Raw genomic sequence first — 22,913 nt, 5'->3', positions numbered from 1 at the left:
GTAATCGGTAGATGAAAGGAGTGTAACAAAAACCTTATGCATCAAGTAAAGATTGTGAGCAAATTTAAAGAAGTTAAGGTGGGTAACCTGTTTTTTTCTACTTGCAGCAATGTTTCAAAAAGTATATGTGTCGAGTTGGGTAAAGTTGAAGGAGGTTCTTATAATTTGGTAGTGTATAACATTAATAAATTTAAACGATGCAACCATTTCCAGCAACCAAAACCAGCCAGCGTGAGAACAATTTTTTTTTGGAATGGGTAGGTTTTGCAGCACACTACCCCTAGATTTTTCACTTTTTCATATAGCTTGAACAAACTTTTTCTAACTCATTCATGTTTGTACTTTAACATATTTAATAATTGAAACGACGTCTATGAGTCAGATACCGCCCATACCACTACACTTTGGGGATGCACATCAAGCCGATAGTAGTTGCATATTCCATACACAAGGAGCTAAACTTCAACAAGCCTAAGTTCTGCAGATGTATGTTTCTTCACATTCGATTCTCTCTATTTTAGCACTGGGCTTTAATATCATATATGTAGTCCCACCAACCGCTAACACAAGTGTTGTGGCTGCAGCAACCGCCCCTACTATAGGCAGAAATCCAATTGTAAATACTGTTGCAAAAATGGTTGTCGCAGCTATACCTAATACTGCTGTTGATCCGCCACTAACAAGACCCCACTTGGTTGCATTATATTCTTGTTGTTTTATTTCTGCTTCCCCGAAAAGCTGTATTAAACTTTCATCTGTGGCTAACTCTCTTGGAGTTTTACCATTAGTGTCTTTTAACAAAGGATTTTCCCACTTTTTCAGTAAAGACTCTGCTACTTCTGTGCAGTCATAAATAGCAGCTAAATGTAAAGGAGTACGACCTTTTAGTAACGTATGTGCTCTATCTTCTACTACACACCTCACTAGATGCTCTACAACTTCTTTCATACTTGGTTCTTTTCCTATTAAATACTTAACTACCTTTGTGCAATTATTATAGAAAGCACTATGTAAAGGAGTATTTCCGTCTTTATTCACTACATTAAGATCTGATCCTTTTTTCACTAGAAGTTCTATTATGTCTATATGGCCATTTGCAGCAGCTAAGTGCAAGGAAGTATTTCCGTCTTTATTCACTACATTAGGGTCTGATCCTTCTTTCACTAGAAGTTCTACTATGTCTATATAGCCATTGGATGCGGATAAGTGCAAAGAAGTATTTCCGTTTTGATCTTTTATATCAACACCTGCTCCTCCTTCTAACAGTAATTTTGTAACATTTATATCCCCAAAATTTGCAGCAAAATGTAATAATGTATATTCTTTTGTATGGTTAGAATCATCTTGTACTTTGAAAATGTAATTTATATCAAACCCATGTTTTTTCCACTGATTACATTCATGCATTATATGTTTTATACTACAACGCTCCTGCTCTAACTCTCTGAGCTCATTCTCATATTTCTTGAATTCCATATTAAATTTTGCTTCGCTATCTTTCAAACTATTATTATACCTTTCATATTCCCAATCATAATCAGGTATAGCATGTCTAGAATCATAATTGGATTTACTACTATTGGCATTGTTATGCAGCTCCTGTAACAATTTACTATTGTACTGGTAGTTTAACGACTGTATCTTTCTGCCATAGTTTTCACTCAATAACTGTGTCTCTCTGTTATAGTTTTCATCCAATAGCTGCATTTTGTGGTGAATAGATTCACTAGATTCATTAATTTCGCTTGACCTTCTTGAATTATATTCTTGTAATTCATTTGCTATTCTTGTAGTTGTGTTATTGCTGTATATACTTGGATTTTCCTCTATCCCCTGCAATATTATTTCAAATTCATTCTTCATAAAGTCTATCATACCTATACCTCAAAATTAAAAACACATGCCTAAATTGTACACGTATTTAATAAAAAAGCAAGTTTTTGCTTGTCAGTTCTAATTTCTTATATTCTTTTCTTCTGTCTTTTTCTTAATTATATGTATGTCTTTATGTAGATATTAAAACAATATTTCTACTATTCCACAAACCAATAAATGCAACAGAGAAGAAGTTGCTTTGGAATCGGAAGGTCCGCTGCGGAGGCTTAAGACCTGCTGCAAAAGGAAAGCCCAGTTTTTGTGGTAATTATGATCTTTAAAAAAACCACGTTTAAAAATACTTCATACAAGCGAGGAACACCTCTTCTTGTTTTCGCAGCAGGTCTCCATGTATCCTTCTTTAATTAAGAGAATGACTAGCTCCTTGAGTTTGTTCAGTGCTTGGGCACTCAAGGTTACTATTTATATCTTTATTTTTAACCATCTCTGCAAATGTCTTGACTTTCAGTGTAGGAACATGTCTTGTTGTAACATCTTCGAAGTCTACAAAGTAAATTAGTGTATTATTTCGTACTCCTGTTCTTTATACCAGTAAATGTCATTGCTTGAAAATTACTTCCATAATGCGTCGATAAAGCATCAATCAATGGTTTATGATTATGTAGAAATATTCTTTTTTCTATTTCTGGCATTATCTGAGCTTTAAGTTGTATATTCTCTGGACTGACATATAAGCCAGTAGCTTCCAGTTTTGCTATGTGATTTACTATTAACTCAGCATTGTCTATTTTATTCGAGATAATAACGCAATTTAAAGGAGTATTGCCATCACCATCTATCACATCAATATTCGCTCCTTTTTCAAGTAAAGACTCTATCACACCTTTTTGGCTATGTTCAGCAGCCCAACTTAAAGGAGTATTGCCATTATCATCTATCGCATCAATATGCGCCCCCTCTCCGATTAAAAGCTCTACCACTTCTCTTTTGCCACTTAAAGTAGCAGCATGTAAAGGAGTATTTTTACTCTCATTCACCGCATTAATATTCGCCCCTTTTTCGATTAAGAACTCTACTACTTCTCTTTTGCCACTTAAAGCAGCAGCATGTAAAGGAGTATTTTTAACCTTATTCACCGCATCAACATTCGCCCCTTCTTTGATTAAAAGCTCTACCACCTCTCTTTTGTCACTGAAAGCAGCAGCATAATGTAAAAGAGTAGGTCCATCTTCACTTACCATATTAATATTTGCCCCTTTTTCGATTAAAAGCTCTACCATCTCTCTGCCACTTAAAACAGCATAATGTAAAGGAGTGAGTCTAAGTTGCTGAATATTCGCTGCCTCTACTACCCCTCTTTCCCTTGTATTACTTAAAGCAGAAAGACGTGAAAAAGCTTTTTCACCCTCATCTACCGCATTAACCTCTGCTCCAGCTACTATTAACTCCTCAATTTGCCCTATATTACCCTGTACAACAGCATTAAAAAGTTGTTCATTTAACTCTCTTTGTTGTATTTCGTTCATAAATTACCTCTAATTTGTTAGTATGCTAGATGATAATGCAGTATAAATATTTGATATTTATTAATATTACTACACTTACATTATATATAAAATTTTTAATTCAATTCATCATCACCTGCAACATCAGCAAGCCAAACGCCTCCCTTTTTTCGTTGAGCGTCATAAAGCTTTTTCTATATACTTCCACAATCTTTGCCTCTTTTCCATGAGAGTTTCTATTGCATCTTTGTCATAAGATGAGCACAAACCTTTTTTGCTATAAATTTACCTTAGTTTTCCTTTTTATCCTCAAATGAATTGGTATTAATTTAGTAAAATATATTACTAATAACCTAACCGATACAACCACTTTCAGCAACTTAAAATAACAAGCGTGAGAACAAGTTTTTTTGGGATCAGTTGGTCTACCGCTAGATCTGTGCGAATTTTTCTATATAGTAACTTTACTATACCACAAAATCAGCTATATTAGCCTATTTTTACTAAATTTATATACGAACTAATACACCTAACTTTGTTACAACAATTTTGTGTTTTTATTTTCACAACGCCGCTTTTATTTAAATTGTTCTCACAAATATACGTACTATTTTTATGTTTTTGAAGAAAGTAAACAAATAAATGTTCGTTGATGCTAGAAAGTGAGTGATTTTTTAAACTAGAACAGAATTTATGTTGACAAAAGCTAAGTTTAGGATACCATTAACATAAAAAGGAAATATCATTAGGGGGGGTATGCCGGTTAGTGAGGAGATAAATTTTGAAAATTTTAAACACTCTTTTAAAGTTGACGTTGACTACTATAAAATATTGAAAGTAGGTGTAGATGCTAAGCAAGATGACATAAAAAAAGCATATAGAAAATTAGCACTAGAATATTACCCAGATAGAAATTGTGACAATGAAGAAGCAAAGAAAAAATTTCAACAACTCATGAAAGCACATGAAGTACTAGTAGATCCAGAACAAAGAAAGAAGTATGACGAAGGTAGAAAATCGCGTATACATAATGAGCATAGTGAAACACCAAGAGCAGGAAACAAAAAAGATATTGCAAGTCGTTTATTTAAGGCATTTCTTTACAGAAATTTACAAGAAGCAGAAGAGCTAATAAAGAAAGTAAAGAACCTTCATATAACTTGCCCGGACGATTCTAAACATGTGTTATACAATCTTATCGTTAACGCTTGCATGTTCAAAGATTGGTTCAAGTTCTTCGAAGATATTTTATCAAAGCGAGATGGCAAAATTGACCTTAACATTGATATATGTCCAGAGGGCACAGCTTTAAGCGTTGCATGTATGTTCAGCAATATAGATGTTGCAAAATTATTGTTGAGGTATGGAGCTGATGTTAATAAAGTTATTGAATCAAATAATGGATCACCAATTTATTACGCTCTAGAACACAATAATCATAACTTAGCATCTTTCCTTTTTCAACGTGGAGCAAAAATTGATGTCACTCCTGAATTAGAACAAGCAATTATTGCTAATAGCTACAGCGAAAAAAGTCAATATACAAGAAAAACAATGGAAGTTCTATTGCGACATACTTCTCCTGAGCAAAATACTGAGATGCTAAAGCGTTTTTCAAACAATGTGACCTTAAGAAATGAAGATATTGAAATTGTAAAATTGCTTTTAAATAAAGGAGCTGACCCCTATCTTGGAAACCTAAATGCAGTAGCGCTTGCAACTGAGCAAGGTAATACTCAGCTTATAGATCTATTTAGTCAATCACAAAAAAAAGAGTCTGTTCCACTTAGTAGTGAACAAAATTTTGAAGAGAGTGATGATGAATTCTATGATGCAGAAGAAAGTATACTGAAAGGTGCTAGTGAAGATGAGTCTGAAGTCAATACACAACAAGCAACAGTTGAGGAAAGTAGTAACGGTCAATCAGGCGATCAAAAAAGTCCAGAACCTGAAAGTACTGGCAGCCAACAGATAGAAAAAAATGTTCTTTCATCAACAAAAGAAAGTAATACAATAAATAATGTAGGGACTTCAATGGAGGAACCTGTAAGCAATGATTTCAGTGAGGGTAAAATGCCTACAAACACACAGCAGGTCGGAAGCTCATTAGGACAAGAGGAACCTGAGAATATGAGAAATCAGCTTGAAAAGCTACAAAAAGAATTGAATGAAAAAACTCAGGCACTTGAAAGCACGAAAACTCAGCTTGCAGAGAAAGAGGAAAAGCTGAAGGGTGCACAAGTTCAATTAGAAACAAAGGAAGCAGAACTACAAAATGAACTCACAGAGAAAGATGTGCAGCTAAAGAATGCACAAGCTCAATTAGAGCAAGAGAAAACAAAACTGCAAGATGCACTCAAGAAGAAAGAAGAAGAGCTGGAAAGCAAAATTGGAAAAGTAACCAAGCTTAATGGTACTATAGAGAAGTTAGAAGCTCAGCTCAAAGAGCAGAAGGGAGAGCTGGATAGTACAAGGCAAGACTTGGATAGCAAAACTAGCGAAGTAACTAAGCTTATAACAAAGATTGAGGAACTTGAGAGAACAAAAGTTCAACTCGCAGAGAAAGAGAAAGCGTTGGGTATCGTACAGAAAAGCTTGGCTGACGAAGATGTTAAAGTAACTCAACTTACTAGTGAAACAAACAAACTTAACGCTACTATAGGGACACTAAACACCCAACTTACAAAGCAGAAGGAAGCACTAGGTAGTGCAAATCAAGAAGTAACTCGACTTAAAAATACTATAGAAGAACTTGAAGGCATAAAAAATCAACTCACAGAAAAAGAGCAAGAGCTGAATAGTACAAAGCAAGACTTGGTTAAAAAAGCTAGTGAAGTAACTCAACTTTCATCAGAAAATATCCAACTTCAAACTCAAAATCTGAATGCTAAAAACAAAAAACTCTTAGCAGTAAGCGCTCAGAGTAGAAAGCAAGTAACCTATGCCTCTGTTTCTTTTGTATTATCTGGGGCATTTGCTGTTGGTGCAAGTTTAACAATACCTTATTTAGCGATATGTATTACATTTGCTGTAGCTGCATCGATTTTTCTTGCAGTAGGATGTTACTGTTCGTATAAGGCAAATACAGCGCTTAGTAATGTTGAAGTTAAAAATGGTATTGATTCTGCGGCTGTGGAAGTTTTAAATAGCCCAAGTTGAGAAAGGATAGCAGGAATAGAATAATTGTTTAGGTATTAAGTTAATAATTTAGAGATTCTTCTAAATAAGTTATCTTATTTAAAAACTTTCTTGACATTTATGGTTTTTTGGACATGGCCTTTTATGTTGGATTCAAAGGAGGATGAGCAGTAATCGATTGTTCCTCTACTTTCTCAAGCTTTGTATTCGGCTTTAGCACACTATACAACGCATAACTCACACAAGCTAATCCAACTATTCCCCCAATCACCGCTATGGCGTACATTTTCAATAAATAAGCTATGATACTACTGACTAGTAATGCCGCACCAACAACACCAGCCAGGATTGCTTGCCTTTGTTGCATTGATGGTTTTTCTTTTTTGTCTGCAGTATTTTCTTTGCTAGACCCATTATCAAAACATGCAGCAGAAGAAAGGCTGTTGGAAGCATTTTGCTCTTGTATGTCAGTTTCTGTTACAGCAGTTTCATTTTTTTCGCATATTCCAGTATTATCAAGCTTTTCTATTGAAGTAGCGATGTGCTCTATAGCTATTGTATTACTTTCATTACTATTTTCGCATGGTTTATGTTCTATAAATTCTTCAAGACTACTTTTATTACTATTTTCATATGCGTCAGCCGGTGTCTCGATATTACCGATTATAGAAGCAGTATCCTGGATCAGACTCACACTTTCAGTTTTGCCTGTTACAACCTGCTGCTTTATGGTTACTTCCTTATTAAGAACTTCTTCTGAAAGTTTTTTGCCTTCTTCTAAAATATCTTTGTCTGCACTGCTAGAAACGTTTGCTTTTGCGGCAGTGCTATTTTTGAATTTTTTAGCAATACTTTTCCATATTTTTTTCGGTGTTTTCATAGTTTTTTTCCTCTTGTTGCTTTTATAAACGTTACGACACTAATCCATAAAATTTTTCCATCTGCTCACTCCACAGCGTCGGTATTTCCCTTAAATCAACTAACCGCAAATTACTTGGTTGTCTCCCATTTACTATGTCTTCTTTGATCTTTGGAGCTAAATAATTTAACCTTAAAATTTGTTGTATGCGCCTTGTACCTATATTAATTTTAACGCTCAGCTCCTTCAGACTTGCATATTTTCTTTCCTCTAGTTGACGTTTCCACAGATGGGCTCTTACCACTGCTTTCAGTAGCGCATTGTTTGTTTTCCCTTCTGGTTCTACTACTGTGCATTTGTTTCCTTTCTTCTTTAAATTCATTGCTATAAATGTCTTCTCTGACTCAGAATGCACCTCTATTCCATCTTCTTTTACCATTACTCCCTTTACTAATTTCTTCACCACTTCTTTCTGTTTTCCAAAACTTAAATTTTCCCATTTTTCTTCCCCTCTTTCCCAATTTTCATATAAGCGTTCAGCTCTCTTCATCACTTCTTTCTCTACTTCTCCGGCTATTACATTTCGGTTTCCTGATTCACAATCCTTTCCCCTCAAATGATTATTGCACACGTAATATCGGTACCTTTTATTTTCTTTTTTTGAGTATGTCAGCGTCATGTTTACATCACAGCTCTTGCACTTTATTATTCCCTTTAGTAGCGCCTCTTCATATTTTGCTTTTCTATACGGCTGATCCTTTATTAATTCCTGTGCCTTCTTCCATTTTTCTTCTTCTATTATCGCTTCATGCTTTCCTTTATATTGTTTCTCGTAATGTCTTGTTTTTCGCATATATATAGGGTTTGTTATTATTCTCCTTACCGTTGCTTTCTTAAATATCTCTCCTCCATATACTTTTCCCGATTTTGCTTCAAACTTCTTCGTTCGATATCCTTCTCTGTTTAACTCTCTTGCCAATTCTGCCATTGATTTCAGCTCCATATACCTTTCAAATATGTGCTTTATTACCTTTGCTTCTTTCTCATTTATTATTAATTCCTTATCTTTTACATCATAGCCGAGTGGTGGATTTCCTCCCATCCATAATCCTTCCTCTTTCGATGTTGCTATTTTATTTTTTACTCTCTCTACTATCATTTCTCTTTCTAGTTGTGCTGCTCCTGATAACACTGTTTGCACAAATTTTCCCATTGGTGTGTTGTTATCAAATATTTGCGTCACTGCTACAAAACTTATCCGGTGCCTTCTAAAAAATGACGTTACTTCTATGCAATCCTTCGTTTCCCTTGATAACCTGTCCAACGTGTATACTACCACGCAGTCTACCTCTCCGGCTTTTACATCTTCAAATAATTCCTTTATCGCTGGTCTATTTAAATTACTTCCTGAATAGCCTCCATCATCATACCTTTTGGCTAATGCTACCCACCCTTCTCGGCTTTTTATATATTTTTCACATGCTACTCGCTGTGCATCAAGACTATTAAACTTCTGCTCTAGCCCGTCTTCATTTGATTTTCTCGTATATATCGCACACCTTACCTCTTTTAGCATTTTCTCCCCCTCAACTTACCTTTTTATCACGCATCCCAAATAATAAAGGACCGTTGTAGCTCATTCCCATTATTTTTCCGGCTACCGCTGATAATGACGTATAAAACTCTTCTCGGTAGATCAAACCTGTATTTGTTACCATTACAACGTGGACTTCTTCTCCTCTCTCTAATATTAACTCTGTTCCCTCTACTGGCAGTTTGTCACTACTTATTCTTTTTCCCTTCTCTAGTCGATCTGCTAGATATTCTAGTCTTTTTGCCCCTTTTCTTGATATTTCTCCATACGCTTTCTCCTGTAACCTATATGCTAACCTCGGTATCAGGTATTTCTTTGAGTGTCTAGGTGCTTCTTCCTCAAATACCTTCTTCCATATTTTTTTCAGTTCTGCTAGTGGTTTTTTCTCTAAGCATTTTACCTCTTTTTCTACTTTTTTTTCCATATGATCACCTTTTCAAACACAGCCCTTCTGAATTTTTAAACGCTATAGCACTTTCTCATCCACAGTTTCTAGCTCTTCCTTTGCCGCTATCACACCTGCTGTCGTACTTTCCGATACAACCCTTATTCTTTCTATAAACTCTCTCTGTTTATTTGCCATTTTTACGTTCTCTAACACTTCTTTTATCTCTTTATTATTTCTCGCATAATCCATTGGGGTTTTGCCATATTTATCCTTTTGCTCTACATTTGCTCCCGCTTTTACTAGTTCTTCTACTATTTTTACCTCACTGACCATGCATGCCAGGTGTAACGCGGCAAATTTGCTACTACGTTCCACTACGTTTACCTCTACTCCCGCCTTTATCAGCTCTTTTATATTTTCTAGACGTTGCCCCATCACTGCTAGGTGTAGTGGTCTATATTTCCCGGCATCTGCTGCATCTAAATCTGCTCCTTTTTCGATTAATAACCTCACTTTTTTTGGATCTAGCATCCCTACTGCATAATGTAATATCGTCCTTCCTTTTGTGTCTTTTTTATTAATATTTTCTATTGGGTTATCTAATACTTCTTTCCACGACTTATTAAATTCTTCTCTTTCTTTCTTACTAAATTTTACCATAAGTTCCTCAGCTATTAATACAATATAAAGTGGCTCCAATTTGGCTCACTTTAGCGCTTAGCAAATCTTGTTTGTTTACTAGCTACTTTTTCACTTAGGGCTGTTTTGGCATAAAAAGCAAGTTTTTTTTTACAAAATATACACATTTTTTCCGCATATTATATTAAGATATAAATCTATATACTTAATCTATTAAATCTACCTCCTGCTGTTGTCAGCTTTTCTCTATCATTTAGCTTCTTTCCACCATTTACCACCTGCTTTTCCGATACCTTACTTATTTTTTCCATTAACTCCCTCTATTTATTCACTATTTTTCCTCCATTTTTCTTTAACACCTCGCTTATCTCTTCATCACTTGCGTAATACATTGGGCTAAATCCTGATATACTTACCCGGTTTATTTCTGCCCCTGCTTTTATTAACTCTTCTACTATCTTTTTTCCACCTACCATACACGCTAGATGTAGTGCCGTATTTCCATCTTCTTCAGTTGCGTTTATATCTGCTCTGGCTTCTATTAATTCTTTTACGTTTTCCAGACGCATTCCAAGCGCTGCTAAGTGCAGTGGTGTATAACCTTCGTTATCTCTTGCATCTACATCTGCTCCTTCCCATATCAGCCAGTTTACTTTTTTTCTCGTCGACATTTTTGCTGCTCGGTGCAACATTGTTTCACCGTTTTCATTTTTTCTATTTATATGCTTTTTAGACAATTTGCCTGCAAGCAACTCTTGAAATAATTCATTAAAATCATCCCTTTCTTCTTGACTAATCCACATGATGTACCTCACTATAAAACTTCCTAACTTCTAGCGTTTGGTAAATCTTTTTTGTTTACCTACACCTACCTAATTTATAGCTGTTTTGGCATGGAAAAGCAACTTCTTTTTTTCAAAAAACACACATTTTTACCGAATGTTAATGTAGTGTATGAAGATATAAGTATATATATTTAACTCATTAAACATATGACCTGTTTTTCTTCCCAACTTCTGTTCAAATGTCGATGTTCGTGCCACGTTAGTACACCTGGGTAAAACACTAAAATGTAATTTTCCGGTTCATGTATTGAATCCTTTTGCTCTGAATTTAAATCGCTTTCAAAATGAACATTGTGTTCTGCTAAACCAAATCTTATAACTTTTTGGTTGGTAAAATCTTCTACCTTGTAGTGGTGAGTAACGCTAAACCTTTCTAAAATTGGCTTGTATTTTAAATTCCACAGTTGTTCAGATAGTTTGCTACTTCCCAATAAAAATTTATCCCCTTCCTCTTCTATACCAGTAACCGGAAAACATGCGTTTATTTCTCCTAAGTTCCAGCTATCTGATAATACTATCTGCGCTTTAGCAAACTTAATTGCCGGTAGTAAGCTCTGTGGTAGCGGATATAGCGCTTTGAAGTTATACCACACATGATTTCTTTCATAAATACCGTTATAGTTCTTAGTATGAGGCTCGGTTTCTCCAAGGATTGCTACATCCAAGCGATATATGTCATTGCTTAAAGCTCGTTCATAATGATCGCGTAGATAGTTTTCTATAATCCTAATAACTGGACCACTAGACCTGAAAAAATTTACTCTTCCAAATGATAATACTGGTCCATCTTTTTCTATTTTTACCCCTGAATAATCCGATAACAAACTGCCAAAAAAGCTTTCATCTAAAATAAATCTTCCAATATTATAGTGGTCATTGAAAAGCCTCATTAGCCTCGATCTTGCTGGCAATGATAGTTTTGCTAGTTCTACTACTGCATCTACGAACGGTACATCTCTTATCCCTACCTGCAACTCAAAAAAGTGTTTACCGGGTGGCTCTTCAATGATCGTAATATCTTCTATATTTGCCCATTTTAATGCTATTTTAAGTGATTCTGGTGTGCCACGCAGTCTTTGAAATTTTATCCCTTCTTTTATCGCTTTTCTTTTGTCTGTTACCCAATGCAGGATTTCTCCCAGCCCGTACTCTTCAATTATCCATGGTAATACTTTTTCCCCTGGGCTAAATTTAAACCCTCTGATACAACCAGGATCTACTTTGTAATCTACTGCATCAACCAGCGCTTTTTCTTGTTTTGTTGCATTTGGTGGTAATAGCATTAATTCAACTCAACATTTAAACTTCTTAAGGCAGCACACTCATTCCCCAATACCACAACATCCTCTCTTGGCTCTATTAATTCTACGTTTTCTACTCCTTCTACGAACAAATTCGCTATAATCCATGATCTTGTCACCTTCCATCCCAATCTTTTCGTTGTTTCAAATTTTTCTATAAATTTCTTCTTCACCGTTTCAATAATATCTGGTCTTTTAATACTAATTCTGCTGTGGATATTTATTTCAATAATATTGCAACCAACTACTGTTATCGTATCTGTTAATACCCTTATATCATCCCTGGTGACTTGCTTTCCTACAATATCAAGTAGTTCTTCAGACGCTATGCCATTTGTGGATAACTCCGTGGATAAAATCGAGATCTCTACACTTCCTGGCACTTTTGATTCAACTAGCGCATCCTTTACTCTTCTATCTGCTGAGAGTGCTTGAAACCTATAATTTCCTCCAGTGCTCCAGCCAACTATTCTTGCCTTGATTCTTTTTCTAAATCGTTCGTCATCTTCTTCTTTTTCTCTCTCAACTCCGTAAAACTCAGCTAAACGATCTAAGTCTTCTCCTCCTGCGAACTTAAGTAAATTACTTTTTACCGCTTCGTTTATTCTTTCTCTCAGCAAAAGTTCTCGCCATGCTGCTACTTCTAAAACCTTTATTGCTGGATCATTTTCTACCAATGCTGTGAAACTTGAGTCACGACGCACTAATTCTTCCTTCATCCGAGACAAAATTTCTTCAAAGTTCAGTGGCTCAATAATGTTAGGCTGCTCCATCTCTATACCACAATCCCACCAAAATGAATATTTTTTCCATTTGGTAGATAAATACCATCTAATGAAATATTGACCTTTCCTTCTTTCACTTCTGTAATTTTTACTTTTTCTAACTTAAATCTTTGCTCCAACTTTTGTAGAGCTTCTGCTACTGCTGCATAGATTTCCAAAGTTAAATCCCTATTAATTGGCTTATCTACTAATTCAAGTAGTCTTGACCCATAATCCCTTCGCATAACACGTGATCCTATCGGTGTGGTCAGTATATCAATTATTGATTGTTTCAGATGTTCTATTCCTTCTAATTCTTTACCTGTTTCTTTGCTCATCCCTTTCATTGTTAGCTCGCAAATACATTTTTGCTAATACTCATTACATGAAAACCACACGATGCCAAGTCACCGGTTCTTGTTATGCCAATATCATTAACAAATACGCTGTTTGATCCTTGCGTTAGTGTCTCTCCCATAGTTAAGATATCTCCTTTTCGACACACAGATCTACCGTTTACAAAAACATCGTTACTACCACTCATACAAACATGTGCTGGTATTCCACTGCAATAATCTCCTACACAAACGATTGCTTTACCCATCTACTAGTTTAGATATATTCTTTTTGCTTTGAGTTTTATTCCCTTTTTTGTCATTTCTATACTTGATTCCCCAACTTTTAGCGTTATTTTATCTATTACATCTATCTCTAAATGATGTTTATCTTTATCGTACGATAACTTTGTCCCATCTTGAAATTTTGCACTATTTATTTCCTTTTTATTCTCCGGAGGGGGATATTTCTCCTGATATATTGCTGGTAATACTACCCCTAATGACAACTCTCCATATGGCGATAATACTATTACTTGCTCATCAATATTCGGCGCAAACCAACTTCTATCTTCTCCTGCTCTTGCCGTTACCCACGGAAGCCAATCCGTTAAAAATTCTCCTATTTTTACCCGCACTCTTGCTTTTTCATAGTCTACTTCTTTAACTAGACCTATACGAATAATATTCGCTAACTTCCTATTCAGCTCTGAAATTGCAAAATTATGCTCTAACATTTTCGCCAACACTTATTGTATGTGCCAGTTTCTGACCACACTGACTTCCATACATGGATTTCATGCACCCATTCAACCATCCACACTAGATATGCATCCAACTCTGGCCTAAAATCATCTCCTCCTGCTGATATAAATTCACCTGCTGAAACATTTTCCACGTCCCAAGTATTCTTATTCACTACTCTCGCAACTTCTGCTACTAATTCTCTCACAACTACCGAGGAATCCTCGACTGTTCCATCAACTACAATTCTTGCTTCAAATCTTGCTCTCAGCGCCAATTCCTCTGTTCCTGGATCTTTTCCTTGCTCTAAACTTGACAATTCTACAAATACCGCTGGTGCTACTATTTCCCTTCTTATCGTTGGATATACTTCACATGTCTGTATCGCTGGTATTTCTTTCTTCAACATCCTGCAAATTGCTTTGTGCAACTCAGTTAAAATCATACTTTTACAATATAGTTTAATTCACGCTCAAAATATTTCTCAAATATCCCTTCTGTTTCATAATTAACTAGCTCCTTTATTATTTTTGATGCTTCTGGCTCCAATGCTAATTTTACCTCTTGTATTGGCAAAGCTGTTCTTCCTTCACGCCTAAAAACACCACTATTTCCTCTTGGCATTATTGCCATAAATGCTCCTATAAACTCATGTTTTCCTACTTTCGCTCCTTTTCTTGTTTGTTTCATCTTGCCAACTGCTGATGCTCTAATATCATATAAATTTGCTCTCATTAATACGTCTAACCTACTTGTCTTAGCCTTAAAAATTCTCAATCTCTTTCTTATCACGTTTAAGTTTATTTTCTTTTCTTCGCTAATTTCTCTAGCTGCTTGTGATTTTATCCATAGCGCTGTTTTGTTTAGTGCCCTCATCGTTGCCAATTCCACTATAGATTTTTTGGCATTTACGCTTTGTATAATGCTTTCGGTGATTTCTATGTTTATACGCATCCTGACGCCTGAATCTTCCACAACATTCCTGAATTATCCCTAAGTGGTGGTGAATATACTTTGTACTTACGCTTATCAATAATAAAGGTATCTCCTACTACTGGCTGCAATACATCGAATATACTCACCTCAAGAAAAACCATCTCCCCGACAAATTGTCCTTCACCAATTCCATATAATTTATCTGGTTGTTGTTTCAGCACCTGAACCATGTATGACTTATCCTTTGATTCATACAACGCTTGCTGCCCTAAATGTGTAAAACAATCTTTCAATAATCTCTTAATATTTCCTTGCATGTCTTCTTTTTATGTATTAACTTTTACTTCGAGCAGAGCAGCTTTTTCATACCTCTTTTCTTGTAGTTGCTCTGCCCACAAAAACCATTTTACCTCTTTATGCAATAAACTTGAAAGGCACACAAAGTGGCTATATTGGTAGGAGGAAAGTCATTCTTTCCTTTTTGGCTCCTCTATGCTGCAACGATTTTTGTTAATATCCTCGGACGGTGGCACATCGGTAAAGGGTTTGATTGGGTATGAAGGTCAGTCCCTCTATCAAATCTTCTTGGCTCTTGTTTTGCATACAATGGCTGACCAAGGGTATTCACCGTCTCATTAAAGTCCGCTGGCGCAAAGTAAGTAGTAAATGTGCTTGCTGTACCAAGTGGAAAACAGTGTCCTGTGTCTTTTTCTATAAACCTTCTCACATTTCCTTCAGGGTCAGTTGCTTGTCCTCTGTACTCCTCAAATGTTATTCCACAGAACGTAAATCCTGATCTCATGTCGTTCCTTAGCGCTGCTCCTTCTTGCCATCTCTCGTATGCTTCTTTTACTTTGGCATGAGAAGTTAGTGCATCAAAAAACTCAGGACTTACCAGTGCATGAATCCCGGTCATGTATTCACCACTTAGGTTGTCCTCAACATGGCGCAATACTTCCAGACACTTACGCTTAACATCGGTTGTCGCAGTTCCCAGTGCAAAATTTACTACTTTTGGCGTAATTTCAAATTCGTTGTAAAGATTTAATAACTCTGACCCATCTGCATCAAGAATGATTCCCTTCAACGCCCCCATTCGCAAATGTTCTAACGTTATCGCGTGTTTGTTTCTCATCAACTCCAGATGATCTGTTACCACGTTAGCCAACGCTTTCAGTTCATTCTCTGACCCAAATGCCCTTATTCCTTGCACTTCCTCAGGTAACACTACGTCATCATGGGGAATATGTGGTATCGTAAATGTTCTTATTTTTCGTTTTCCGCGTTTTCCCACTGTTGCTGGTGCTCCCGGAACTTGCGTTGGTAATAAACTCAATACTCCGTTTTGCTCTTCTATCGTGATATGTCGAAATCTTACCGATCTACTTGGAAATAAATTTAAGCTTTCTGTTCGACCATAATTTATCGGCAATATGTTTATTGCTTTAGTTAATTCCGTCATACTAAATGCTGGATTTGTAAATGGATTTTGCATGTTTTTCCCCTTTAGTGTTTTAAATTGGTTTTGCTCTTCAGTTGAGCAGTTTTAAACTCCCTTACGAATGATGATGCCCCGTGCTTCAAGTTGCTTTATTGCTGCAGCTTTTTGCTCCTCAGTGATATTTCCTGGCCACACCACTGCATGATCTGCTAGCATTGCTATACGTGTAATGATTACTGCTTTGGTGGTTTCCGTTGCGTTTACATCACTTGTTATTACACCTATTGCTGTTTGCGTGCCATCTGTAGCCGCTAAGTTTATAATTTTAATTAGATCATCTTTATCACGACCAACAACCGTACCAAGTTTAAGGTTTTGCCCCTTTGCTACTGTTATTTGGTCTCTTGAATATAGATTTGATGCCTCATACTTTAATAGGTCACCAAGGTTATTTTGTTCGGTTATACAACTCATAAATTTTTCTCCTTTTTTTCCCTTTAGTTTTACCGCCATGTTTGATACGCGGCGGTAAAAGATAGATTGCTTATAATTTTTGGCTACTTGTTTACCGCTGTGTTTGTAGCTGTTATACGCCGCGGTAAAAGATATGCCATCCTGTAATTGCCTATTCTGGCGGACTTTGGTCACTTATTTACCGCGGCGTTTGTAATTGCTGATACCTAAATTTCTCAAATGCCAGATTGCGCTCGAGTTCTTGCTACCTGCATCATCAAGTCTTCTGGTGTATTTTGCGGTATTGTCCTCAGTATCTCTGTCTTCTTCGTTCTCTCCGCCAGTATCGACATTAATATTTCTTGCGCTTGTTTTGCATTTACATTCTGCTCGATAAATTCTCCTATTTTCTCTGGCATCTTTGATAAATTACATAATCTTATTACCTCTAATACTTCCTTGCGGCACCTCTCATAACCTATTCGTTTTGATTCTTCCATTAACTCATCAGCATCGATGGTGTGGCCCTTATAGTTAAATTCAGCTTTACTCATATTGTTTCTCCTATCTATAAATTCAGAATATGTTATCACTTCATCAGCAAGTCCAATCTCTATTGCTTTCTCACCAAAATATAGCCCTGCTTCCGTTGATTTGATTGTTTCCGTGGAAAGATTCCTATTCCTTGCTACAAGCTCGACAAACATCTCATATAGGCGATCTACTTCCTCTTGTAAGCTTTCCAGACTTTCAGACGTTATTGGCTCGTGTGGATTTAAATCGTTTTTTCTCTTTCCTGCAAATACTGTGGTATATTTTATCCCTTGCTTTTCATCAAATCCACTTTGATCTATATGACTTGCTATTACTCCTATGCTTCCAACTCCTGAAGTTCTCGTTACCAATACTTTTTCAGCACTTGATGCAATTGCATACGCTGCAGAATACGCATCATCATTTGCTATTGCTACGATCTTTTTTAATCCCCTTGCTTCGTAAATAAAGTCCGAAAGATCGAATAAACTGTTTACTTCTCCTCCGGGGCTGTCTATGTCCAAAATTATTGTTTCTACTTCTTCATCTATTAAAGCTTCTTCTATCTCTTCACGTATCTTCTCATACGATGTCATCCCCAACACATCATCAAAAGCCTCTGACTTCTTCGTCAAGATTCCATGTATTGGTATTACTTTTATTCCCCTTTCACTATTTCTTACTGCATGTTTTATATTTTTAAACGTTGGATGCTTCTCTGCATGTAATGACAATAAATCAAAGCTTCTTTGCTCTATCATCATCGGTTTATTGAGCCAGCTCACTTGTGTTGTCATATTATTTCAGTATTAGAATCAAAACTACTGACGTCCGAGTCAAAACTTAAACCCAATTCACTAGCACGCCTTTGATCTTCAGCAATTTCTTGGTCGATTTCTTCTATATCGTAACCTAGCTCTGATACTACTTCTGACCTGCTTTTAAACCCATTCCTTACCGCCATTTGCTGTGCTTGCTGGTCTTTCAGTGGATCTACCCAATCAAACCCTTGCGCTATCCATTTTACCTTTTTTGCCCCTTTTTCACTTATGTCTAATTCTCCAGATAGTATTGCTAATTCTAACCATCTACACCATACTGGCCGGCAAAACTGAAATACTACCACGTTATGCTGTAACATTGCACACCTCCGGCGAAACTCTATTAACCCTGCTCGTATCGATGAATAATTGACCCCGGTAAGATCTCCTGTTAGCTGCTCATACGTTATTCCCATGCCTACTGCTATTGCCCTGAGCTGCTGTTTCATGAATGCTTCGTAACTTCCTCCAACATCTGATGGCTCTGAAAATTTGATATCTTCCCCTGGATCTAAAAGTTGCATAGTTCCAGGTTCTAAACCAGATAATGCTACCCCTTGCTCATTGCTTTCCCCTTCTCCCATGATGTTCGCCTCAGGATCGAGTCTGGTAATAAACCCAGCAAACATTGCAGCAGTCTTTTTTCGTACTAATTCTGCATCGTCATATTGATCAAGTTCATAGAGCTTTAAAAGTACTGTAGAAAGCCACGGTACTCCTCGAATCTGCCCAGGTCTTTAGTGGTCTGTAAATATGTAAAACATCATTTGCTGGTACTCTAACTGACTCTCCAAATGATCCTTCACCCGGATGTTCTCTAAATAGGTAATACGCTTCTCTTTGCCCAAGTCGGTTAAATTCAATCCCGTTTCTTATTACATTACCGTTGGCAAGGGTTTGATTGCTCTTATTGTCTAAATGCTCTGATTCAAGTACTTGCAGTTGTAACGGCACACAAAGACCATCTTCTCGTTTTCTCGTTCTCAGCCGTACAAAACATTCTCCTCCTTCAATCATGCTTCTACAGACCAATGCCTGCAGTCCATAAAAATCACTTACTCCGCTACTGTCTGCTTCATCTGTCCATCTCAGCCATAATTCTTGCACTTTTTTCCGAAATTCTGCATCTTTCGCCTTTGACTGCGGTTTTATTCCTGTCCCAACGCAATTACTCACTATCGTATCGATGATGTTTGCTGCATAGGAGTTCTTTCTTACCATGTCACGTGATCGACTTCTTAAAGTTTCAAGACTATGCGAGAGTAAGCTATTTATACTTCCTGTCTCTGGTTGAAAGTGCAATAATCTTCTGCCAGATCCAGCTCCATCCCATGCTGAACCTTTTGGTTTTGGTCGCTTGTGGAATAATTGTTTGAATGATTTCAATAACATCATGATATCCAAAAATCTTTTAATTCTTCTAATGTTCCGTTGAATTTATTTCTATCACATGAGCCTATTCCTTCTACTGAATTTGGTTTAGGACCTGTTTTACCATCGGTATACTGCCATAAAGTCCATTTTTTCCATCCTATTGGTAATGTTGGCTCTGCTCCCCATTTTGATAACCATAGTGGGCATTCAGTTAAAATCGGCGTTGCAAAATCTTTCAGAAAATAAGGACTGCCATAAATTAATGGTAAACGTCCCGTTACTACATAAACTCGATTAACAAAGTCTTCCGCTTGTTTTGCTGTTATACTTTTTCCATCTTTATTTTCTTCAATGTCGAGGGCTAGCAATATACTTGAACTATCGCCAATTGTCTCTAAAAAATGATCAGCTTGGTCTTTGCCGCTTTTTTCCCCGACACCAAAATGGTATGCTCCCCAAAGCAATTCCTCTTCTTCAGCGGCTTTTCTTCTTTTTGCATACTCAGGATCTATGTACTTCACCCCTTGCGTTGCTTTGTGTATGATGCCCACTATACCATCTTCTTTCACTAGCTTAAAATCTACACTTTTATTCCAATGGGAAATGTCTATTATTGCATTTACAAGCATCCCTGGTGTACCAGTGGCTATAATATACTTTAAATGCTCTAAAAAGTCTGGGTATTCATTTTCCATCATATAACTTCTCATATAACTCCTTTACTAGTTGCAATAACAATCTTTCTCTTCGGCTTCACACCTGCGACTTTCAATTCAGATTTAATGCGTTGTCTTAAGTCCAATAGATCTTTTATCTGAACTTCTCCATACCGAACTACATGGTCACCATATGCAATCGATACTACTCTTTCCCCGCTCTGTAGCTTCTTTATCGCTTCTTCTACTTGAGTTAAATATTCTTGGTTGTACATCAACTTTTCTCACTCAACCATTGACTTCTTCTCACTCTTTTTGACTTTTTAGTTTTTTCACCTACTAAACTTTCCCACTTACTCTCTGGCCATCTATCTATTCCCAGTGCTATCGATGCTGCTCTTGCGTAAACTCTGCAATCTAGTACTTCATTTCGATCTCTTATCTTTTGCCACTCTTGTTTGGTATACCCTTTTACTACCTTGGTAATTAGTTGTTCTGCAGTAAGTTGCTTAAAATATTCAGGTGGATACTCTGGAAAATGACAATACCCTGGCCCGTTTTTTAAAACATTAAGTAGCTGAAAAAGCTCGGACTTCAATATCGATACCCCAACTGGCCACAGCTTCATTCCTCTCTTTAGCTTTTGTCCGCTAACTGTTACATCTACTCTACTTGGGCTGCTAAGTGGCACTAGCGCTTTGTTTGCCCCTTTTACTGCCATTACTCTCCCTGACCCTTGGTGACCTCTTACCCAGTTGTATACCTCTTGTGTTGCATACCCAGCATCAACCGCCATCATACTTATCATATATTCAAGCCCATTTTCACCGATAAAATGATGATTCAAAAGCTCTGAAAGTTTTTCCCATACTTCTCCACTTCCAGTATCACCTTCTAATACCTGATAGTCTATTGACCAACTCTCACGACCCATACCCCATGCTACTACTTCTGCTTCTAAGCGGTCTTTTTGTACATCAACCCCTGCCGTTAACACTATTTTTCCACCTTTTGGCACCGTACCTATCGGAAAATTTTCTCGACGCTCAAATAGTTGCTTCCAGTCTGGTACTTCTCCTTTATCTACCCAGGTTTCTCCGAGTGTTGTATTTATCCAAACTTTTAGTAATTGTTCATTTTCCTTTGCATGCAGAAAATCTTCTACTGCTTGTTTCCAACTATACCAGCCAACTGGGCTATACAAGCTTGAAAGGTGGAATCCTTTTTTTTCACCTTTTATTGGATTAGTAGGCCTCCATTCACCTCTAGCTAGCATCTCTGTTTTTTGATGATTTTTTATTTCTCCCCTACACTCTATGCAAACGTAGTGGGCTGTTGAGGGATCTTTATCTTTCCACTTTATCTGTGGCCATTTCAGCACCTGATAGTGATCACAATGTGGACAAGGTACAAAAAAGTATCGTTTGTCTGAATTCTCAAATTCCTTCTCTATTCTGCTTATTCCGTGAACCGTTGGTGTTGAAACTAAAAAGATTTTTCGCCGCGTAAAAGTATTAGTTCGGGCTATGCTGAGTAAAACTGGATCTCCTTCTCCTCCTGAATCCCCTGGATACGCATCTACTTCATCTAAAAAAAGATATCTTACCGGCATTGAACGCAAACCCACTGGACTGTTGGCACCTGTTACTACTACCGTTCCTCCCGGAAATTCCTTACTTTGTACAGTGTTGCCTGAATCTCTCGACCTTGGATCTTTTATTTTACTCCTTAAACATGGTGTATCTTCAATGAGCGGCGCAAATCTTCCCTTTGACCAACGCTTGCCCATTTCTACTGTTGGCTGTACTACCAGCATAGGGCCTGGTGTTTGGTCGATTATATATCCTATCCAGTTATTCCCAGCTTCTGTTCCGCCTATCTGCGCTCCTTTCATGAATACCACTTTTTCAGCCGGTGAAGATGAAGATAGTGAATCCATGATTTCTTTAAGATATGGGGTTCTCTCTGTTCTCCATTTTCCTGGCTCTGATGATGCTATCGTCGAAAGCTGACGGTTCTTATCTGCCCACTCTGATACTTTTAGTGGTGGATCTGGCCTTAGCCCTGCATAAAAACTACTGCTGTATATCATAATGCTGCAATTGTTGCACTTTTAAGGAGAAAAAGAGGTATTTTTTGTCTGCAATAAGTATCTGCTGATGCCTTACTTAAAATAAGTATCACAATTAATATATGGGTAAGGCTTACTAAACTCATTAAGAGCTTCTTTAGTGACCTCAAATTGTATGTCATCATTAAAATACACTCTGCGTTAGCTCTTCTAAAGCTGTTCTGATTTCCTCAGTCAGTGTCTCATGGATCTTCTCTGTGTTATTTATCGATGCTAGTAATGCTGAAACCCTATCTGGAATGTTAAGCAAATTATTACGGACAACTCTTGCAACATTAAATGCTTCAGTCTTTACTTCTTCTACTGAGATAAGTTCACCAATTTCAGCTTTTGCCTTTGCCTCGAGCAGTTTTCCCCGCTCCATCTCGTTTTTTATCCGGGTTTTAAGCAACATCGTTGAAAGATCATTATTTCCTCTTTTTTCCCCTTCTTCTCCACCTTTTCTCCTCAGTGGTTGACTTGGATCTCTAATTGCTTCTATTGCTCTATTTGCTTGTTCTCGGTCAATTAATCCATCTTTCAGCTCAACTATTCCTTTCTTTACTAAATAACAGACATATTGCTTGGCAAACCCTTGTTCCCTTGCCCATTCTGTTTGTGTGATTTTTCCCTCTTCCAT

At 36.9% G+C, this 22,913-nt stretch carries 23 protein-coding genes and 1 pseudogene; 1 reads left to right on the top strand and 23 read right to left on the bottom strand.

Going from position 1 to position 22,913, the window contains the following annotated elements; translation table 11 throughout:
- Positions 1-471: 471 nt before the first annotated feature.
- Both ABWU29_RS03910 and ABWU29_RS03905 read right to left on the bottom strand, forming a co-directional pair.
- A complete protein-coding gene (locus ABWU29_RS03910) occupies positions 472-1,875 on the bottom strand; it encodes an ankyrin repeat domain-containing protein (RefSeq protein ID WP_353280160.1) in 1,404 nt (467 codons plus the stop codon).
- Positions 1,876-2,399: 524 nt separating this feature from the next.
- Positions 2,400-3,362, bottom strand: a complete 963-nt coding sequence (locus ABWU29_RS03905) for an ankyrin repeat domain-containing protein (RefSeq protein WP_353280158.1) — start codon at positions 3,360-3,362, stop codon at positions 2,400-2,402.
- 735 nt (positions 3,363-4,097) lie between these two features.
- On the opposite strand from ABWU29_RS03905, the gene ABWU29_RS03900 reads away from it, so the two are divergent.
- On the top strand, positions 4,098-6,500 hold the full coding sequence (locus ABWU29_RS03900) for a DnaJ domain-containing protein (protein WP_353280156.1): 2,403 nt from the start codon (positions 4,098-4,100) through the stop codon (positions 6,498-6,500).
- A gap of 121 nt (positions 6,501-6,621) precedes the next feature.
- On the opposite strand, the gene ABWU29_RS03895 is transcribed toward ABWU29_RS03900, so the two are convergent.
- From ABWU29_RS03895 to ABWU29_RS03795, 21 genes and pseudogenes are all read right to left on the bottom strand, one after another.
- Complete coding sequence (locus tag ABWU29_RS03895) at positions 6,622-7,359, bottom strand: hypothetical protein (protein WP_206759920.1); 738 nt, start codon at positions 7,357-7,359, stop codon at positions 6,622-6,624.
- Positions 7,360-7,390: 31 nt separating this feature from the next.
- Positions 7,391-8,914, bottom strand: a complete 1,524-nt coding sequence (locus tag ABWU29_RS03890; protein ID WP_353280153.1) for a recombinase family protein — start codon at positions 8,912-8,914, stop codon at positions 7,391-7,393.
- A 10-nt stretch (positions 8,915-8,924) separates the two neighbouring features.
- The gene (locus ABWU29_RS03885) at positions 8,925-9,356 is read right to left on the bottom strand and encodes a DUF2924 domain-containing protein (RefSeq protein WP_197907394.1); all 432 of its coding nucleotides are present in this window, start codon (positions 9,354-9,356) and stop codon (positions 8,925-8,927) included.
- A 42-nt stretch (positions 9,357-9,398) separates the two neighbouring features.
- Positions 9,399-9,980 carry an ankyrin repeat domain-containing protein gene (locus tag ABWU29_RS03880; protein ID WP_197907395.1) on the bottom strand — a complete coding sequence of 194 codons (582 nt, stop codon included), beginning with the start codon at positions 9,978-9,980 and terminating at the stop codon, positions 9,399-9,401.
- A gap of 299 nt (positions 9,981-10,279) precedes the next feature.
- On the bottom strand, positions 10,280-10,762 hold the full coding sequence (locus ABWU29_RS03875) for an ankyrin repeat domain-containing protein (RefSeq protein WP_242049603.1): 483 nt from the start codon (positions 10,760-10,762) through the stop codon (positions 10,280-10,282).
- A gap of 173 nt (positions 10,763-10,935) precedes the next feature.
- Positions 10,936-12,087 (bottom strand): phage tail protein, encoded by a 1,152-nt coding sequence (locus ABWU29_RS03870; RefSeq protein WP_209452515.1) that lies wholly within the window; start codon positions 12,085-12,087, stop codon positions 10,936-10,938.
- Entirely contained in the window at positions 12,087-12,878 is a 792-nt protein-coding gene (locus ABWU29_RS03865) for a baseplate J/gp47 family protein (protein ID WP_197907397.1), read from the bottom strand. The genes ABWU29_RS03870 and ABWU29_RS03865 overlap by 1 nt, the downstream gene beginning before the upstream one ends.
- 2 nt (positions 12,879-12,880) lie before the next feature.
- On the bottom strand, positions 12,881-13,216 hold the full coding sequence (locus ABWU29_RS03860) for a GPW/gp25 family protein (protein WP_197907398.1): 336 nt from the start codon (positions 13,214-13,216) through the stop codon (positions 12,881-12,883).
- A gap of 2 nt (positions 13,217-13,218) precedes the next feature.
- A complete protein-coding gene (locus tag ABWU29_RS03855; protein ID WP_197907399.1) occupies positions 13,219-13,473 on the bottom strand; it encodes a PAAR domain-containing protein in 255 nt (84 codons plus the stop codon).
- A 3-nt stretch (positions 13,474-13,476) separates the two neighbouring features.
- Positions 13,477-13,941, bottom strand: a complete 465-nt coding sequence (locus ABWU29_RS03850) for a phage baseplate assembly protein V (protein WP_197907400.1) — start codon at positions 13,939-13,941, stop codon at positions 13,477-13,479.
- Positions 13,935-14,393, bottom strand: coding sequence for a hypothetical protein (locus tag ABWU29_RS03845; RefSeq protein ID WP_410542006.1), 459 nt, complete (start codon positions 14,391-14,393; stop codon positions 13,935-13,937). The genes ABWU29_RS03850 and ABWU29_RS03845 overlap by 7 nt, the downstream gene beginning before the upstream one ends.
- Positions 14,390-14,902, bottom strand: coding sequence for a phage tail protein (locus ABWU29_RS03840; protein WP_197907402.1), 513 nt, complete (start codon positions 14,900-14,902; stop codon positions 14,390-14,392). Before ABWU29_RS03840 ends, ABWU29_RS03845 begins: the two co-directional genes overlap by 4 nt.
- The gene (locus ABWU29_RS03835; protein ID WP_197907403.1) at positions 14,893-15,201 is read right to left on the bottom strand and encodes a hypothetical protein; all 309 of its coding nucleotides are present in this window, start codon (positions 15,199-15,201) and stop codon (positions 14,893-14,895) included. Before ABWU29_RS03835 ends, ABWU29_RS03840 begins: the two co-directional genes overlap by 10 nt.
- A 173-nt stretch (positions 15,202-15,374) precedes the next feature.
- Positions 15,375-16,379 (bottom strand): major capsid protein, encoded by a 1,005-nt coding sequence (locus ABWU29_RS03830; RefSeq protein ID WP_197907404.1) that lies wholly within the window; start codon positions 16,377-16,379, stop codon positions 15,375-15,377.
- Positions 16,380-16,430: 51 nt separating this feature from the next.
- The gene (locus ABWU29_RS03825) at positions 16,431-16,799 is read right to left on the bottom strand and encodes a head decoration protein (RefSeq protein WP_174516748.1); all 369 of its coding nucleotides are present in this window, start codon (positions 16,797-16,799) and stop codon (positions 16,431-16,433) included.
- A 215-nt stretch (positions 16,800-17,014) separates the two neighbouring features.
- Positions 17,015-18,109, bottom strand: coding sequence for a S49 family peptidase (locus ABWU29_RS03820; protein WP_353280147.1), 1,095 nt, complete (start codon positions 18,107-18,109; stop codon positions 17,015-17,017).
- Positions 18,106-19,525: pseudogene (locus ABWU29_RS03815) on the bottom strand (phage portal protein). Before ABWU29_RS03815 ends, ABWU29_RS03820 begins: the two are co-directional and overlap by 4 nt.
- A complete protein-coding gene (locus ABWU29_RS03810; protein WP_174516743.1) occupies positions 19,525-20,217 on the bottom strand; it encodes a glycoside hydrolase family 25 protein in 693 nt (230 codons plus the stop codon). The pseudogene ABWU29_RS03815 and the gene ABWU29_RS03810 overlap by 1 nt, the downstream one beginning before the upstream one ends.
- A complete protein-coding gene (locus ABWU29_RS03805; protein WP_174516742.1) occupies positions 20,214-20,438 on the bottom strand; it encodes a gpW family head-tail joining protein in 225 nt (74 codons plus the stop codon). Before ABWU29_RS03805 ends, ABWU29_RS03810 begins: the two co-directional genes overlap by 4 nt.
- Positions 20,438-22,255 carry a phage terminase large subunit family protein gene (locus ABWU29_RS03800; RefSeq protein ID WP_197907406.1) on the bottom strand — a complete coding sequence of 606 codons (1,818 nt, stop codon included), beginning with the start codon at positions 22,253-22,255 and terminating at the stop codon, positions 20,438-20,440. The genes ABWU29_RS03805 and ABWU29_RS03800 overlap by 1 nt, the downstream gene beginning before the upstream one ends.
- Before the next feature lie 163 nt (positions 22,256-22,418).
- On the bottom strand, positions 22,419-22,913 hold the full coding sequence (locus ABWU29_RS03795; RefSeq protein WP_174516746.1) for a hypothetical protein: 495 nt from the start codon (positions 22,911-22,913) through the stop codon (positions 22,419-22,421).

Origin of the sequence: Wolbachia endosymbiont (group A) of Phasia obesa (genome assembly GCF_964028125.1) — a bacterium.
GTDB classification, from domain to species: Bacteria; Pseudomonadota; Alphaproteobacteria; order Rickettsiales; family Anaplasmataceae; genus Wolbachia; species Wolbachia pipientis.
The sequence above is the reverse complement of the archived record's forward strand: the minus strand, read 5'-3'. Positions and strand labels throughout refer to the sequence as shown.

What these genes read in the sequence shown, in the direction of transcription:
- ABWU29_RS03825 (WP_174516748.1), bottom strand. Translation starts at nt 16,799, where the DNA reads ATGAGTTGTATAACCGAACAAAATAACCTTGGTGACCTATTAAAGTAT.
- ABWU29_RS03905 (WP_353280158.1), bottom strand. Translation starts at nt 3,362, where the DNA reads ATGAACGAAATACAACAAAGAGAGTTAAATGAACAACTTTTTAATGCT.
- ABWU29_RS03890 (WP_353280153.1), bottom strand. Translation starts at nt 8,914, where the DNA reads ATGCTAAAAGAGGTAAGGTGTGCGATATATACGAGAAAATCAAATGAA.
- ABWU29_RS03895 (WP_206759920.1), bottom strand. Translation starts at nt 7,359, where the DNA reads ATGAAAACACCGAAAAAAATATGGAAAAGTATTGCTAAAAAATTCAAA.
- ABWU29_RS03830 (WP_197907404.1), bottom strand. Translation starts at nt 16,379, where the DNA reads ATGCAAAATCCATTTACAAATCCAGCATTTAGTATGACGGAATTAACT.
- ABWU29_RS03800 (WP_197907406.1), bottom strand. Translation starts at nt 22,255, where the DNA reads ATGATATACAGCAGTAGTTTTTATGCAGGGCTAAGGCCAGATCCACCA.
- ABWU29_RS03880 (WP_197907395.1), bottom strand. Translation starts at nt 9,980, where the DNA reads ATGGTAAAATTTAGTAAGAAAGAAAGAGAAGAATTTAATAAGTCGTGG.
- ABWU29_RS03840 (WP_197907402.1), bottom strand. Translation starts at nt 14,902, where the DNA reads ATGCGTATAAACATAGAAATCACCGAAAGCATTATACAAAGCGTAAAT.
- ABWU29_RS03820 (WP_353280147.1), bottom strand. Translation starts at nt 18,109, where the DNA reads ATGACAACACAAGTGAGCTGGCTCAATAAACCGATGATGATAGAGCAA.
- ABWU29_RS03795 (WP_174516746.1), bottom strand. Translation starts at nt 22,913, where the DNA reads ATGGAAGAGGGAAAAATCACACAAACAGAATGGGCAAGGGAACAAGGG.
- ABWU29_RS03805 (WP_174516742.1), bottom strand. Translation starts at nt 20,438, where the DNA reads ATGTACAACCAAGAATATTTAACTCAAGTAGAAGAAGCGATAAAGAAG.
- ABWU29_RS03900 (WP_353280156.1), top strand. Translation starts at nt 4,098, where the DNA reads ATGCCGGTTAGTGAGGAGATAAATTTTGAAAATTTTAAACACTCTTTT.
- ABWU29_RS03855 (WP_197907399.1), bottom strand. Translation starts at nt 13,473, where the DNA reads ATGGGTAAAGCAATCGTTTGTGTAGGAGATTATTGCAGTGGAATACCA.
- ABWU29_RS03875 (WP_242049603.1), bottom strand. Translation starts at nt 10,762, where the DNA reads ATGTGGATTAGTCAAGAAGAAAGGGATGATTTTAATGAATTATTTCAA.
- ABWU29_RS03850 (WP_197907400.1), bottom strand. Translation starts at nt 13,941, where the DNA reads ATGTTAGAGCATAATTTTGCAATTTCAGAGCTGAATAGGAAGTTAGCG.
- ABWU29_RS03910 (WP_353280160.1), bottom strand. Translation starts at nt 1,875, where the DNA reads ATGATAGACTTTATGAAGAATGAATTTGAAATAATATTGCAGGGGATA.
- ABWU29_RS03835 (WP_197907403.1), bottom strand. Translation starts at nt 15,201, where the DNA reads ATGCAAGGAAATATTAAGAGATTATTGAAAGATTGTTTTACACATTTA.
- ABWU29_RS03865 (WP_197907397.1), bottom strand. Translation starts at nt 12,878, where the DNA reads ATGGAGCAGCCTAACATTATTGAGCCACTGAACTTTGAAGAAATTTTG.
- ABWU29_RS03810 (WP_174516743.1), bottom strand. Translation starts at nt 20,217, where the DNA reads ATGAGAAGTTATATGATGGAAAATGAATACCCAGACTTTTTAGAGCAT.
- ABWU29_RS03845 (WP_410542006.1), bottom strand. Translation starts at nt 14,393, where the DNA reads ATGATTTTAACTGAGTTGCACAAAGCAATTTGCAGGATGTTGAAGAAA.
- ABWU29_RS03870 (WP_209452515.1), bottom strand. Translation starts at nt 12,087, where the DNA reads ATGCTATTACCACCAAATGCAACAAAACAAGAAAAAGCGCTGGTTGAT.
- ABWU29_RS03860 (WP_197907398.1), bottom strand. Translation starts at nt 13,216, where the DNA reads ATGAAAGGGATGAGCAAAGAAACAGGTAAAGAATTAGAAGGAATAGAA.
- ABWU29_RS03885 (WP_197907394.1), bottom strand. Translation starts at nt 9,356, where the DNA reads ATGGAAAAAAAAGTAGAAAAAGAGGTAAAATGCTTAGAGAAAAAACCA.